Annotated in this window: 14 protein-coding genes; all 14 read right to left on the minus strand. The window is 46.8% G+C overall.

Annotated elements, in window-relative coordinates; genetic code table 11:
• Nucleotides 1-27: 27 nt before the first annotated feature.
• The 14 genes from rfbC to wzxC all read right to left on the minus strand — a co-directional run bounded on the left by rfbC (nt 28) and on the right by wzxC (nt 14,621).
• Nucleotides 28-567, minus strand: coding sequence for a dTDP-4-dehydrorhamnose 3,5-epimerase (gene rfbC, locus AAER43_RS15010; RefSeq protein ID WP_342702033.1), 540 nt, complete (start codon nt 565-567; stop codon nt 28-30).
• Nucleotides 548-1,618, minus strand: coding sequence for a glycosyltransferase family 4 protein (locus tag AAER43_RS15015; RefSeq protein ID WP_050862484.1), 1,071 nt, complete (start codon nt 1,616-1,618; stop codon nt 548-550). Before AAER43_RS15015 ends, rfbC begins: the two co-directional genes overlap by 20 nt.
• A gap of 7 nt (nt 1,619-1,625) precedes the next feature.
• The gene (locus AAER43_RS15020; protein ID WP_050862485.1) at nt 1,626-2,894 is read right to left on the minus strand and encodes an O-antigen translocase; all 1,269 of its coding nucleotides are present in this window, start codon (nt 2,892-2,894) and stop codon (nt 1,626-1,628) included.
• A gap of 1 nt (nt 2,895) precedes the next feature.
• Nucleotides 2,896-3,999 carry a DegT/DnrJ/EryC1/StrS family aminotransferase gene (locus AAER43_RS15025; RefSeq protein ID WP_178295021.1) on the minus strand — a complete coding sequence of 368 codons (1,104 nt, stop codon included), beginning with the start codon at nt 3,997-3,999 and terminating at the stop codon, nt 2,896-2,898.
• Nucleotides 3,992-4,459, minus strand: a complete 468-nt coding sequence (locus tag AAER43_RS15030; protein WP_050862487.1) for an acyltransferase — start codon at nt 4,457-4,459, stop codon at nt 3,992-3,994. Before AAER43_RS15030 ends, AAER43_RS15025 begins: the two co-directional genes overlap by 8 nt.
• Complete coding sequence (locus AAER43_RS15035; protein WP_057057788.1) at nt 4,440-4,853, minus strand: FdtA/QdtA family cupin domain-containing protein; 414 nt, start codon at nt 4,851-4,853, stop codon at nt 4,440-4,442. Before AAER43_RS15035 ends, AAER43_RS15030 begins: the two co-directional genes overlap by 20 nt.
• Nucleotides 4,854-4,885: 32 nt before the next feature.
• Entirely contained in the window at nt 4,886-5,761 is an 876-nt protein-coding gene (rfbA, locus tag AAER43_RS15040; protein ID WP_050862489.1) for a glucose-1-phosphate thymidylyltransferase RfbA, read from the minus strand.
• Between the two features lie 52 nt (nt 5,762-5,813).
• Nucleotides 5,814-6,713: a dTDP-4-dehydrorhamnose reductase gene (gene rfbD, locus AAER43_RS15045; protein ID WP_050862490.1), complete on the minus strand. Its 900-nt coding sequence runs from the start codon at nt 6,711-6,713 to the stop codon at nt 5,814-5,816.
• Nucleotides 6,713-7,798 carry a dTDP-glucose 4,6-dehydratase gene (rfbB, locus tag AAER43_RS15050; protein ID WP_050862491.1) on the minus strand — a complete coding sequence of 362 codons (1,086 nt, stop codon included), beginning with the start codon at nt 7,796-7,798 and terminating at the stop codon, nt 6,713-6,715. Before rfbB ends, rfbD begins: the two co-directional genes overlap by 1 nt.
• 352 nt (nt 7,799-8,150) lie before the next feature.
• Nucleotides 8,151-9,047, minus strand: coding sequence for a GalU regulator GalF (gene galF, locus AAER43_RS15055; RefSeq protein ID WP_050862492.1), 897 nt, complete (start codon nt 9,045-9,047; stop codon nt 8,151-8,153).
• 176 nt (nt 9,048-9,223) lie between these two features.
• Nucleotides 9,224-10,615 (minus strand): colanic acid biosynthesis protein WcaM, encoded by a 1,392-nt coding sequence (gene wcaM / locus AAER43_RS15060; protein ID WP_014884492.1) that lies wholly within the window; start codon nt 10,613-10,615, stop codon nt 9,224-9,226.
• A 12-nt stretch (nt 10,616-10,627) separates the two neighbouring features.
• Nucleotides 10,628-11,848 (minus strand): colanic acid biosynthesis glycosyltransferase WcaL, encoded by a 1,221-nt coding sequence (wcaL, locus tag AAER43_RS15065; protein ID WP_342702000.1) that lies wholly within the window; start codon nt 11,846-11,848, stop codon nt 10,628-10,630.
• On the minus strand, nt 11,845-13,125 hold the full coding sequence (gene wcaK / locus AAER43_RS15070; RefSeq protein WP_050862493.1) for a colanic acid biosynthesis pyruvyl transferase WcaK: 1,281 nt from the start codon (nt 13,123-13,125) through the stop codon (nt 11,845-11,847). Before wcaK ends, wcaL begins: the two co-directional genes overlap by 4 nt.
• A 17-nt stretch (nt 13,126-13,142) precedes the next feature.
• Nucleotides 13,143-14,621, minus strand: coding sequence for a colanic acid undecaprenyl disphosphate flippase WzxC (gene wzxC, locus AAER43_RS15075; protein ID WP_014884495.1), 1,479 nt, complete (start codon nt 14,619-14,621; stop codon nt 13,143-13,145).

The following is a 14,621-nucleotide window of genomic DNA, read 5'->3' on the forward strand; positions in this document are numbered from 1 at the left end:
TTCATTACTTCGTAAGAAGTTATCTATTTAGATAACTATATCGAAAAGAGGTTGGTTCTTATCCTTCTCCGATAAGATAATATTTTCAACCTTTGGCCATTCAATACCAACATTCCTATCATTCCAGGCAAAACCACTTTCTAATGACGGATTATAATAATCTGTTGTTTTGTACATAAATTCAGCAGAGTCAGTTAACACCAAAAAACCGTGAGCAAAGCCTTCGGGGATCCAAAACTGTTTGTTATTTTCCGCAGACAAAATCACGCCTTCCCACTCACCATATGTATCTGACTGTGGTCGAATATCGACAGCAACATCAAAGACGGCGCCACTTGTACAGCGAACAAGTTTGCCCTGTGCTGCAGGTTCAAGTTGATAATGCATACCACGCAAAACACCTTTTGAGGATTTTGAATGATTGTCTTGAACGAAAACTACTTCTTTACCCACAGCTTCATTAAAAGAAGCCTGATTAAAACTTTCCATGAAAAAACCTCTCTCATCCTGAAAGACTTTAGGCTCTAAAATTAGCAATCCAGATATTTTAGTTGGGATGACGTTCATCATTATGAGTCTCGTATGATTTTATTTCTAGCAAAGTTCTATTAAACTTATCACCAACTTTATCCCATGAATAAAGTGATTTGATGATATTACCTATTTCAAGCTCATTATCTATTTGCGATTTAGTTAAGCTAAAGAATAAATTTAATTTTTCAAGTATGTTATCTCGACTAAAACTGTCTATTTTTAGCAGACTATTTGAATTAGCTAATGGAGCATAATTCGAAATCACCAGACAACCGCATGCCATTGCTTCAGCACAAGGGTAGTGAAATGCTCCATCTTCAACTAATCCAACAGCTAATACAAGATCGTTTAAACGATAAAAATTAGCAAGTTCAATATCATTATTGATAGGTATTTGAATAAAATTAATATTGGCTTTTTGAAGTTTATACGCATCACTTTCAGCTAAATAGACGCCAACATTCAACGTAATGTCTTTCCCTGCGGCCCAATCGATTATAATATCAATCAATTGAGATGTTCCTTTATGCTTTTCTTTACGACCAATAAACCCAATATGTTTTTTACTATATGAAAATTTTCTAGGAAAGAAGTTCTCTGTGTCCACTCCAGCAGGAACAACTGCAATGTAGTTGTTTAACCTCTCTGGTAAAAGAGATTCACTGTTTACGACTTTCCTTAGGGGTAATAAATATGTTAAATAAGCAATTAGCTTTCGAAGCTTATTATCACTAAATATGACTTCATAAGCTTGTATATAGTATACTTTCAGTATCTCATTCGGTAATAAAAAAGCAATATATGCAGTTAAGTGAAAATTAGCTACGACGATATCGGGTTCTAATGACTTACATTTTTTAAATAAATTTCTCATTGTACAGAAATAATTCATGTACTTATTATATCTTTTTTCTTTAATACTTCTACAGACTAAGGCTGATGTTGGATAATAGGGTTCAATACCATCATCTGGTGCCACTAAGTAAACTTCATGGCCAAACTTTATTAATTCCGTTGCGATTCTGGCCAGTACTCTCTCACCGCCAGATCGACTGAACCCTACGACGGGGATTACTATCTTCATATCTTGCTCACGACATCAATTTAATTTTCGGATTTATAAAATTTGTGAAAACAAAAGTAAAACAAAAATAAACAAAATAATTAATCATATAGGCAATATTTGCCCCCTGAATTCCAATTTTTGTTACGAAGTAATCGACGAGAATAATAAACGACACCGCAAAGAATACTTCTGAAAAAATAAAAGTTTTTATTCTACCTTGAGCGAGCATTGGATATGCATATACAAAACTCGCAATCTTAACAACATCACCAATTAACTGATAGAAGAATAAATTTCGTGCTTCATAAAACTCATTGGTGAAAAGTAGTGTGATTCCAACATCTCTAAATAAATATATAAATAATGCCATCACAGCTGTAAAAGGCACTATTACCAGAATCAGACGATTAACTTCTTTCTTAATTGCTAAACTTTCATTAATTGAAGAAAGCTTAGGCATGAAGTAGGTGCTCAATGCTATTGTCATCACTGCAAGGTACGCTTCTGATATCTTCCAAACAGCTTGCCATTGCCCTGCATCCTGCCATCCTGTTTCACTAATCATTATTTTTCTCGCGATCAGTAGCGCTACAGGAAAAGATAAAGCAGAAGTAAATGCCATTAAAGAATAATTTAATATTCCTCTTGTTTCCTCTCTGGATACCTTCCCGAAGAAGTTTTTATAGATAAACCAATCTTTCCGTTTGCAATAAATCATCAAAACAAAACCCGCAATTGATGTATTTAAAGATACGGAAATGAGCGCACCTTCAAGGGAGTAGCAAACAGTCATTAAAATTAAGAACAACGTCGAAACAATAACGGATATCATACCTGATACAATATATTGTCTATATTTTTGTTGTCCATTAAGAATTGACGCCAATAAAGTATTCGCAACTGAAAGAGGAAGAGCTGAGCAAGCAAGGATTATAAGCCAAGAATATTCTTCATGGGAAAAAAAATAAAAAGAGAGATATTTTGAAAAAACAATAGTTGAACCAGCGATAAAAAGATACAGAGTGATCGATAACTTTATCGATGCGCGCCACCAAGGCGCGCAATGAACAGTACCATTTTCATAATTTTTTGCTGTATACCGTACTACTCCATTCCCTACTGGAGCGTTGACAACACCGCTAAGTATGCTAATTACACTTTGCAATTGCCCAATCATTGCAATTCCAGATGGGCCAGTATATATTGCGACCACTTTACCGATGACAAAGCCACTTAGCATTTTAAGTAAAGTAAATAGGCCTGAAAAAATGGTAACTGTAAGGAATTTTTTCATATTAATAATTATTTAAAGCCTGAATCACATATTCAACTTGCTCAGATGTCATAACAGGGCTAATTGGTATTGACAAAACTTCCTCATGTATTTTCTCAGTTAAAGGCAGCTTCAGGTGACTATATTGCTTATATGCATCTTGTTTATGAGGTGGGATTGGATAGTGTATCAGGGTCTGAATACCGCGTTCAGTCAAATAATTCTGTAAATCATCACGAGTCTCGCATCTTATTACAAATAAGTGCCATACATGCATGTCTTCTGACCCAATATGTGGCAAAGTTATCTTTTTATTTTTTATTTCACTTAGGTATTTCTTCGCAATTTTTCTTCGGATATGAGTATCTGCATCCAAATTAAGCAATTTAACTTTCAACAATGCTGCCTGGAGTTCATCAAGACGACTATTTACACCACATGTAATATTATGATATTTTTTGTGCGAACCATAATTCCTTATAGCACGCAACATTTTATCTAATTCAGGATCATTAGTTGTAATTGCGCCTGCGTCACCAATAGCGCCAAGGTTTTTACCTGGATAAAAGCTAAAGCCTGAAGCATCCCCCCAGGCCCCAGACTTAACGCCTGAAATTGTTGCGCCATGAGATTGAGCTGAATCTTCCAAAATAAGCAAATTGTATTTCTCTGCGATATTTCTTATCGCTGGCATATTACAAATTTGACCATATAAATGAACAGGTAGTATAGCTTTTGTTTTATTAGTTACAGCTTTTTCAATTTTTAAAGGATCTAAGTTATATGTATTAATATCAGGTTCTACGAAAACTGGCTTTAAATTATTTTCAGTTATAGCTAAAACAGATGCAATGTAAGTATTCGCAGGGACAATGATCTCATCACCATCTTTTAATTTCCCCATTTCTTTCCATGCTCGGATAACTAAAATAAGTGCATCTAAACCATTAGCAACTCCAACGCAATATTTAACGCCGCAGTACTGAGCAAATTTTGATTCAAAATCGGATAACTCTTTACCCATAATATACCAACCAGAATGTAAGACCCGAGTGAATGCTTCCACTAACTCGCCTTCATATTTAAGGTTGATATTCTTCAGATCCAAAAAATCTACTTTATTCATCTTGTTCAATCCATTCGACAATTTTAGCGGGGTTCCCAACGACAACTGCGTAAGGAGGTACACTTTTTGTAACAACGCTTCCAGCACCTACAATTGCTTTTTCACCAATTTCAATACCGGGTAAGATAGTTGCGTTTGCACCGATGGAGGCGCCTTTCCTAACGATTGTTTTCAAGAAAGATTCGGGGTACTCTTTTGAACGGGGTCTTTTATCGTTTGTAAATGCAACACAAGGCCCTATAAAAACATTGTCTTCTAACTCAACTCCGTCCCATATGTAGACACCACTTTTGACTGTAACGTTATCACCAATAATTACATCATTCTCAATAAGAGAGTTTGCACAGATATTGCAATTTTTTCCTATCACGGCATTTTCCATGATAACAACAAATTGCCAAATGGATGTGCCTTCACCGATGTTATTACTTTTGACATCACTAAATTTGTGAATTTTCATTATTCATATATCCAATAAACTCCTCATAATCTCTGATATAATCAGTTTCATCGTATACATCATCAGCCAAAACCATTAAAATACAATCATTACTGAAGTTATACATTTCATGCCACATTCTAGGTTCAATCATCAAACCTTGAACTGGGTTATCTAAAACAATCTCTTTTGTATTTTTCCCATCGTCAAAGTGAAATGTGCAAGAACCTTTAACAGCGATAGCTAGCTGTCTTGTTTTCTTGTGCGCATGATAACCACGGCGAATACCTTGTAATGTGTCATATAAGTAATAAACGCGTTTAATAGCGAAGGGGATATTTCGTTGTTCCTCCAAAGCCACAAGCAGACCACGGTTATCCCCATGTTGCTGTAAAGGAATTAATTCTATTTTCATTTATTGTGTTCCAACGTTTCGAAATCTGAAATTTAGGAATAAATCATTTTTATAAGATATTGCCCATAGGCATTTTTCTTCAACGGCTCAGCCAGCTTCTTCACCTGCTCCGCATCAATAAACCCTTTGCGATAAGCAATCTCTTCCGGACAGGAAACCTTTAGCCCCTGGCGCTCTTCAATTGTCGCAATAAAGTTACTCGCTTCAATCAGGCTCTGATGTGTACCCGTATCCAGCCAGGCATAGCCACGCCCCATCATGGCCACTGAAAGACGTCCCTGCTCCAGATAAATACGGTTGATATCCGTGATTTCGAGTTCACCGCGCGCAGACGGTTTCAGGTTTTTAGCCATTTCTACAACATCATTATCATAGAAATAGAGACCCGTTACGGCATAGTTGCTTTTAGGCTCCAGCGGCTTCTCTTCCAGGCTGATGGCCGTACCGTTTTTATCAAACTCCACAACGCCATAACGTTCAGGGTCGTTAACGTGATAGGCAAATACCGTTGCACCATCATCTTTATTCAGGGCTGCTTCGAGCTGTTTAGGCAAATCATGACCATAGAAAATGTTATCGCCCAAAACCAGCGCGCAGCTATCGTCACCAATGAACTCTTCACCAATGATAAAGGCCTGCGCCAGTCCATCCGGGCTTGGCTGCACTTTATATTGAAGGTTTAACCCCCACTGACTGCCGTCACCCAGAAGCTGTTCAAAGCGTGGGGTATCCTGTGGCGTACTGATGATCAGAATGTCTTTAATCCCCGCCAGCATCAGTGTAGACAGCGGATAGTAAATCATTGGTTTGTCGTAAATGGGCAGCAGTTGTTTACTCACCGCCATGGTCACAGGGTAGAGACGAGTGCCGGATCCACCAGCAAGAATAATACCTTTACGCGTAGCCATTGTAATTTCTCTATGAATGCAAATTGCCCGAATCCGGGCAATTATTTAATGATTAGATTGATTCAGCGGTAAAAAGCTCGGAGAGCATTCGCTTAACGCCCACATCCCATGCCGGTAATACCAGGCCAAAGTTGCGCTGGAATTTCTCTGTATTTAAACGCGAATTATGTGGCCGACGTGCAGGCGTAGGATATGCGGTGGTTGGAACGGCATTGAGTTTTTCAATTTCCAGTTCAATCCCCGCCTTTCTGGCTTCATCGAATACTAGCGCAGCATAGTCATACCAGGTGGTCGTGTCTGATGCAACAAGATGATACAGGCCAGCCACTTCCGGTTTTACCATCGCTACACGGATAGCATGCGCAGTACAGTCAGCCAGTAACTCAGCGCCTGTCGGTGCGCCAACCTGATCGTTGATGACGGAGAGCTCTTTACGCGCTTTCGCCAGGCGAAGCATTGTTTTTGCAAAGTTATTGCCTTTGCCGGCGTAAACCCAACTTGTGCGGAAAATCAGGTGCTTAGCACAATGAGACTGGAGCGCTTTTTCACCCTCGAGCTTGGTCTGCCCATATACATTAAGAGGTGCGGTAGCATCCGTTTCGCACCATGGCGTTTCGCCATCCCCTGGAAACACGTAATCAGTAGAATAGTGTACAACCCAGGCACCTATTTTCGCCGCTTCTTTCGCAATTGCCTCGACGCTGGTTGCGTTGAGCAGCTGAGCGAATTCCTGCTCTGATTCAGCTTTATCGACTGCGGTATGCGCCGCAGCATTGACGATGACGTCGGGCTTAATTGTACGAACGGTTTCAGCGATACCTTCAGGGTTGCTAAAATCACCACAATATTCTTTCGACTGCACATCGAGTGCAATCACGTTCCCTAACGGTGCGAGTGCACGCTGGAGTTCCCAACCTACCTGACCTGTCTTGCCGAACAGAAGAATGTTCATTATTGACGTTCTCCGTAATTCTGTTCGATCCAGGTCTTGTAGGCACCGCTTTTAACATTGTTAACCCAGCCCTGGTTGCTCAAATACCATTCCACAGTCTTGCGGATACCGCTTTCGAATGTCTCTTCGGGTTTCCAGCCCAGCTCAACGCCAATTTTATGTGCGTCAATTGCGTAGCGCCGATCATGCCCTGGACGGTCAGCGACGTAAGTAATCTGATCGCGATAGGAGCCTTCTTTCGGCACGATTTCATCCAGCAGATCGCAGATGGTGTGTACCACATCCAGATTCTGCTTTTCGTTATGCCCACCAATGTTATATGTTTCACCCGGCTTACCTTGGGTTACAACGGTATACAGCGCACGCGCATGGTCTTCAACATACAGCCAGTCACGTATCTGGTCACCTTTGCCGTAAATTGGCAGCGCTTTACCGTCCAGAGCATTCAAAATCACCAACGGAATCAGCTTTTCAGGGAAATGATACGGGCCGTAGTTATTGGAGCAGTTAGTCACAATCGTAGGGAAACCGTAGGTACGCAGCCACGCGCGTACAAGATGATCGCTGGAGGCTTTAGAGGCGGAATACGGGCTGCTTGGCGCATAGGCTGTGGTTTCGGTAAACAGCGGCAACTCAGCAGACGCAGGATGTTCATCAGGGTGAGGCAAATCACCGTAAACTTCATCAGTTGAGATGTGGTGGAAACGAAACGCCGCTTTAGCCGCATCATCTAACGTCAACCAGTAGGCACGGGCGGCCTCCAGAAGGACATAGGTACCCACAATGTTAGTTTCAATAAACGCAGCGGGGCCGGTAATAGAACGGTCAACGTGACTCTCTGCCGCAAGGTGCATCACCGCATCCGGTTTGTGCTCGGCAAAAATGCGATCCATAGCGACTTTATCGCAAATGTCTGCATGTTCAAAGACATAACGATCGCTATCATTGACGTCGGTCAGTGACTCCAGGTTACCGGCATACGTCAGTTTATCCACATTGACGACCGCATCCTGAGTATTTTTAATAATATGCCGCACAACCGCTGAGCCGATAAAACCGGCTCCGCCCGTAACAAGGATTTTCACGTTAGCTATTCCATCTATTGGTTATATCGAGATATCGATGCTCTGGAACCCGGTTAATAATAACGGTTTCAGAAATTTTGCACGCTACCGCCCCTGGCTTAACAGCTACCAGTGCACTGAGCGAAAGTTAGATAAAGGATTTTGGGTCTGATTACAGACAAAAACTGGCGTTAATTGTCGTCCTAAATGGCCCTGGAAACAAGCACAAATCGTTACAAATCAGCCCACAATTGAATCAGATAACTGCATGTTATTGCTAAAATTAATAATAAAAAACGGCAGTTACCATTTTGGTTATGTTCGACATAGCCAAATGATAACTGCCGCTTATTCAAAAAGACAAAAAGGAATATCAGTCGTTGGCCAGCAGCTTCTCAATCCGGCTTCTGAACTTCGCCCCTTCCTTCAGGTTACGCAGCCCATAGTTCACAAACGCCTGCATATACCCCATTTTCTTACCGCAGTCATAGCTGTCACCCGTCATCAGCATGGCATCCACAGACTGCTTCTTCGCCAGCTCAGCAATCGCGTCAGTCAGCTGAATACGGTCCCAGGCACCTGGCTCGGTTTTTTCCAGTTCCGCCCAGATATCGGCATTCAGAACATAACGACCCACCGCCATCAGGTCGGAGTCCAGCGTCTGCGGCTGATCCGGCTTTTCGATGAACTCAACGATGCGGCTCACCTGCCCTTCCGTCTCCAGCGCTTCTTTCGTCTGAATCACAGAGTACTCAGAGAGATCGCCCTTCATGCGTTTTGCCAGTACCTGGCTGCGACCGGTTTCGTTGAAACGCGCCACCATGGCCGCCAGGTTGTAGCGCAGCGGATCGGCAGACGCGGTATCAATGATGATGTCCGGAAGAACAACGATGAACGGGCTATCACCGACAACCGGACGGGCACACAGGATGGAGTGGCCCAGCCCCAGCGGCTGCGCCTGGCGCACGTTCATGATGGTCACGCCAGGTGGACAAATAGATTGCACTTCCGCCAGCAGCTGGCGTTTGACGCGCTGCTCAAGCAACGCTTCGAGTTCGTAAGAGGTGTCGAAGTGGTTTTCAACCGCATTCTTGGACGAGTGCGTAACCAGGACGATTTCTTTGATCCCTGCAGCAACAATCTCGTCGACGATGTATTGAATCATCGGTTTGTCGACGATCGGCAGCATTTCTTTAGGAATGGCTTTTGTGGCTGGCAACATATGCATGCCCAGGCCTGCTACCGGAATGACTGCTTTCAAATTAATCATTATTTCTTCCACCTTAAAATGGTTGACGAATTATAGCTCTTAAACCTGTTTTCGCCAGCATGATTTGCCGTAATCCTGAGGTAATGTTACGCCTCAGCATCACAAATTTCTGTAGTTGTAATCTGATTCGATCGCGCTTTTGTGCCAGGAATAGTCTCAAAACAGACGATCGTCGATTATTTGCGCGGAAGTGGAAAGTTCAGCCTTTCCACATTCACCACCTGCTGGTCCACCCGGTCAATATCCACCGAGCTCTGCCCCTTCTCATTCACCGCTTTTATGTTCGCCAGTGACAGCAGGGTCTCATCTTTGGCCATAAATTTGCCCCGCACATCCTTACGTAAGTCAAAGTTTATCTTCAGCGCAGGACCGATAGCAGCCTCCTGCATCACGTTGATATTACGTAAGAACAGATGCTGCGGCTTATTGTGCAGCTCAAGCGTAGCGCGCTTCATCTCGACGTTGGTGATCGCCACAAAGGAGGTGGCATTGCCGGATGATATTTGGATTCCGCGCAGCTTATACGCAAGCTGGCGATTATCCAGATGAATATTGTTTAGCTTGAAGTTCTGCGGAATGGACAAATAATCGCCTTTAATGACCCCATAGCCAATTAGCATTCCGGCACTATTGACCATATCGACATTATCAATAATGAAATTATCACAGCCATAAATAGCTACCGTGGCGTTATCTATTCCCGCCTTTTTACTGAAGTCGGGGGTAATATTTTCGGCCTTTATATTGCGGATAACAAAGTGTTTACCGTTTTCAACATGTACCAGCTGGCGACAGTTGCTGCCGGTGATGTTGGCCACCACGAAGTTCTTAACGGTCTGTTTTTCAGGATAGTCGTTGTCGTAGGTGCTCCCGGCGAGGCCAATACCGATACCCCAGTTGATCTTGCCGTTGGTGCAGTTGATGTTGTCGATGACGTGATCGGAGATCAGGATATTGCGGTCATTGATCGCCACATTCCACTCAATCGCATCGCCCTGCAGGTGGCTGAATTTGCTGTTGGTAATACGGGCCCCATCGATCTGGTTATGAAACCCCTGACGCAGGATAGCGTAGTTAGCCTGGCTTACGCTGATATTATCAATCAGCAAATTGCGCATCACTTTGGGTTTCTTACCGCCAATGTAGATCTGCGTTACCGGGCCAAATCCACTCATTGCCAGCCCTTTGATCACACAATCTGAGCCACGAACGTCGAGCGTAATATTCTCCGTGCGCCCTGCCCCTTCGCCAATGACCTTGCAGCCTTCCTGCAGAACAAAGCGGCCGCGCCCGTTGCCGGTTAACGCCCCGCGGATCAGCAGCGTTTTACCGTCAGGAATGAAAATGCCCGTATTGATGTTTTCGCAGGTGAGTCCCGCCGGGACAACGACGATGTCACCCTCTTTAAACGCCTGCTTAAAGGCAGCGATCCAGTCGTTGTTATTGTACTGATTAACAGAGACCGTCTTTCCGCCTGCCGCCCGCGCGAGGCGGGACGACAGCAGCGGCGTGGCCGCCAGAACGGACAGAGAAGAGACAAAAGTGCGTCGGGTAATCTTTTTCAGCATACAACCTCGGCGTTACAGCGTTTGCAGCAGGCTCGCTAACTGGCGATTAATCACCTGCTGGTTAAAATCGGTTTCTACTTTTTGTCTGGCATTGTGAAGCACGGGCTCCAGCGCCTGCTGGTCGATGTCGCTGAAGGCCGCTAACCGGTCAGCAAGGGCCATCGCGTTATTCTCCGGCACCAGCCAGCCGGAATGGTCAGATTTAATCAGCTCCGGGATCCCGCTGTGCAGGGTCGATACCACCGGAATACCCACGGCCATCGCCTCCATCAGCGCCACCGGAATGCCTTCCATGTCACCATCGGCGCCCGTCACGGAGGGCAGCAGGAACACGTCCGCCTCATCGAGCATGGCCTTAACTTCATGGCTCGGCTTAAAGCCCGGCATCTCCACGACATCGTCCAGTTGATACTGTTCGATAAGCGTGCGCAGACGACGTTCCCACGGCCCAATGCCGAGAATGCGATAGTGGAACGCCACCCCGCGCGCTTTTAGCTGACGGCAGGCCCCAATGGCCACATGCAGACCTTTCTTTTCGGTCAGACGCGCCACAGAGATGATCTGTAGCGGTTTTCCCGGCACCTTCACCGGACGACGCGTAAAGCGCGTTAAATCGACGCCCATGCGCGAAACGGCAATCTTCTCACCCGGGCAGCCCATACTTTTCAGGCGTCCGGCCCACAGGTCGCTGATGGGCAGCATCATGTCACCGCGGCGGAAAAGCTGCTGATACTCTGGCGTATAGTGGTTCAACACTTCACGGCTTGAGATGTCGATTCCGTGGAAAATAGTCGCAATCTTGCCGTCTATTACCCCCAGTTCGCGCAGCTTCGCGGCAGTGACACCCGCCGGGCCGAAGTGGGCGATAAACACATCGGCACGATACGGCTGCGCCGTTTGCCCGCAGATGGCCGACAGGATCAGATTGCGAGATTCGGACCCATAGCGGGAAACATTCAGCGCCCGCCAGGTCTGCGGCCGATGGATCCCGCGTAAGGTCTGGCTGGCCCGGTGGCGCAGCTTGCTCAACTTCCCGGAAGGCTCATCCTGCAGCCAGCGGGTTTTCGCCTCCAGCCCATACTGGGTATAGGCCGCATGGGTGTTTTGGGTATCGCCCTTTTGCAGGGCGATAATCTCCACGTCATATCCCATATCGATAAACGCGGTAATTTGGTTCAGCACAAAGGTCTCGGACGACAGCGGAAATTTCAGTAAGAAGAAACCAACCTTCATTTCCCCTCCCGTACGCGGTCGAGTACCGATTTCACCATGCTAATGCCCTTCTCGCGCTCGGCTTTCACCGCCACGGCCAGCCGTTCGTTGATGGCGGGCAGTTGACCCAGCGTGTCCCCCACCATCGCACCAAGCGAACCATCCAGCAGGTGACGAATATCCACGGCCATTTCCGGCATGCCAAGCTGCTGCATAATCCCGGCGGATTTGTGTTCGTAGTTAATGGCGATGGCCGGCGTACCGAAGTTCATGGAGATAATGGCCGAATGCAGGCGGGTGCCGACGGTCAGGTCACAGGCGCCGAGCAGCTTGCCCATTTCAAGGTCGTTCAGCTCATCCATCACAACGTGATAACGGGACGGATCGTTAACCAGGTTGCGCAGATTCAGCGCCACCATGCGGTCATCTTTGTTGTAGCTGTCGATGCCGGTACAGGTGGAAAGCGCCAGTACCTGATAACCGCTGTCCAGCACGCGGTTCACCACGTCGGCAAAGGCTTTCTCATACGCCGCCTGGGTGGTGCCTAGCCGTTTATCAAAGGGAGCCAGTTCACGCAGCGTGATGGCGACCGTTTTTTGTTTTGCCGCCACGTCCAACCAGTGCTGTACCGCGTAGCTTGCCTGGAAGCTGTCATCCTGATGATCCACCAGCCAGGCGGTGTCCACGCCGTGTTCTACTTTAGACGTGTCAATTTCGCTGCGCTTCATCATATCCAGACTCACCGACTCACGCAGGATCAGCGCGTCGCAGTGCCCAAAGACATAGTTCGCCAGCTGGTTAAACTGCGGATCCTGGAAAGGTCCGACGCTGTGGCCAATCATAAACAACGGCTTTTTGGCCATAAACGTGCAGAGCGCATGTTCAAACTGCGGTACGCCGTAGAGATCGACGAAGAACGAACCGCCAACCTGAATAATCGCGTCGTAGCCGGACAGCAGCCGCACGAAATCGGTAAAGCCCTGCGCAATTGCAATGTTGCGCAGCTTGCCGGTATCCGTCACGCGGGAAAGCAGCACCTGGTGCTGGTAACGACGACGCAGGACTTTCTTCACCCGCCCCATCACGCCTGCGGCGTTGTTATGCTGTTTCATCTGGCTGTAGAGCGGGTCGCCCATTACCGGGCGGTTCAGTAACCAGGATGAGCTGACCGGATAACGGCTCATCACGTCCACTTCGGTCTCAGGCTTAAGGGTGTTAATTGCATCCAGTAAACCGCGCAGGATGGCGCTGTCGCCACGGTTGCCGCAGGTATGGTTGCCAAGAATTAATAATTTCATAATGGCCTCTTAAATAACTAGCCTGCGCGAAGCAGCGTTTTCATTTTTTCGTTACGGCAAAACTGGCGCTTCATTTCGACCACCAGCGCATTGCGTGACAGCACAATCATCACGCCAAATGCCAGCGCGCCTGCGGCCACCTGCACCGCCAGCAGTGCGGCCAGCGGCAGATGGCCGCGAAGGATAATGCCCAGACCGTAGCTCACAGCAAGGGTTGGCAGTGAGAGGTAAAACGGCAGCCACAGACTCAAAATGTACTGACGGTAGCTGGAGCCCAGCACCGGCTTAATCATGATGAAGTAGCTCAGAACGGTATTGACTACCTGCACCAGCAGGAAGCCCAGCGTGACGCCGATGGCGCCCGCCATATGGCCACCGACGATAATTGCCGGAATAAACAGGAAGGTTTTGAACACGTTGAACTTGAAGCTGATATCCACCCGCGCCTTCGCCATCAGCAGCGAACCAATCGGATTCCCCACGGAGCGCAGCAGCCCCACCACGCAGAGCAATTGCAGGATCGGGATAATGCCGTTCCACTTCTCGCCAAACACCAGCGGTACGAAGTTGCTCGAAACCACCATCAGCCCCAGCAGCACCGGGAAGTTGATGATCCCTACCACGGACAGCAGCTTGTAAAAATTAACGCGCAGCTTTTCGGTATCGTCCTGAATCTTGGCAAACGCCGGGAACAGGACGCGGGTGATAATCGGGTTCAGCTTCATCGGCGGCACCACCGCGACGTTGTAGGCCAGGTTGTAGCCCCCCGCGACGCTCGCCCCAAGAATGCGTGCCAGCACCAGCGTTGAGAGGTTGGTATTCACGTAGTTAATAATGCTGTCCGCCGTCAGCCACGCGCCAAAGCGGAGGTTAGACGAGACGGACGCGAGAGAGAAATGCAGCCCCGGGCGATAAATTTTGCGGCCAAAATAGCCAAACAGCAGCGTACGCACGGCGGAGTTGACCAGGTAACCGAGGATGGCCGTCATCGCCAGCGGCCAGAAATGGGCGCTGACCACGGTGAAGGTAAAGCCCGCCAGCACGGCGCTGGTTTCGATCATGCCGATTTTGTTGAACTCCAGCTCTTTCTGCATCAGCGCGCGGAACTGCTGCCCGTGTGGGATCACCACGAAGGCAAAGGACAATGTGCGCATCAGCGGGGCGAGATCCGGGTTGTGCAGCACGCTGGCGATAGTACCGCTCAGTAGAAAGACCAGCACAAACACGAAAATACCCAGCCCCACATTCAGCCAGTAGAGCGTGGTCAGCTCCAGATGGCTGATCTCTTTACGCTGGATAATCGAGTTGGCGATACCAAAGTCCGACAGCGTGTCGGCCAGCGCAATAATCACCAGCGAGACGGTCAGCAGGCCGAACTGGTGATTATCAATAATGCGCGCCAGCACCGTCATCTGCACCAGACCGAGGCCAATGATGACGATGGTCGCCATCGCTGACCACTTGGCGCCGCTGATGGTTTTTTCACGTAAGCTCAT

The sequence above is a fragment of the Enterobacter sp. FUJ80071 genome (assembly GCF_038739915.1).
Classification (GTDB): Bacteria; Pseudomonadota; Gammaproteobacteria; order Enterobacterales; family Enterobacteriaceae; genus Enterobacter; species Enterobacter kobei.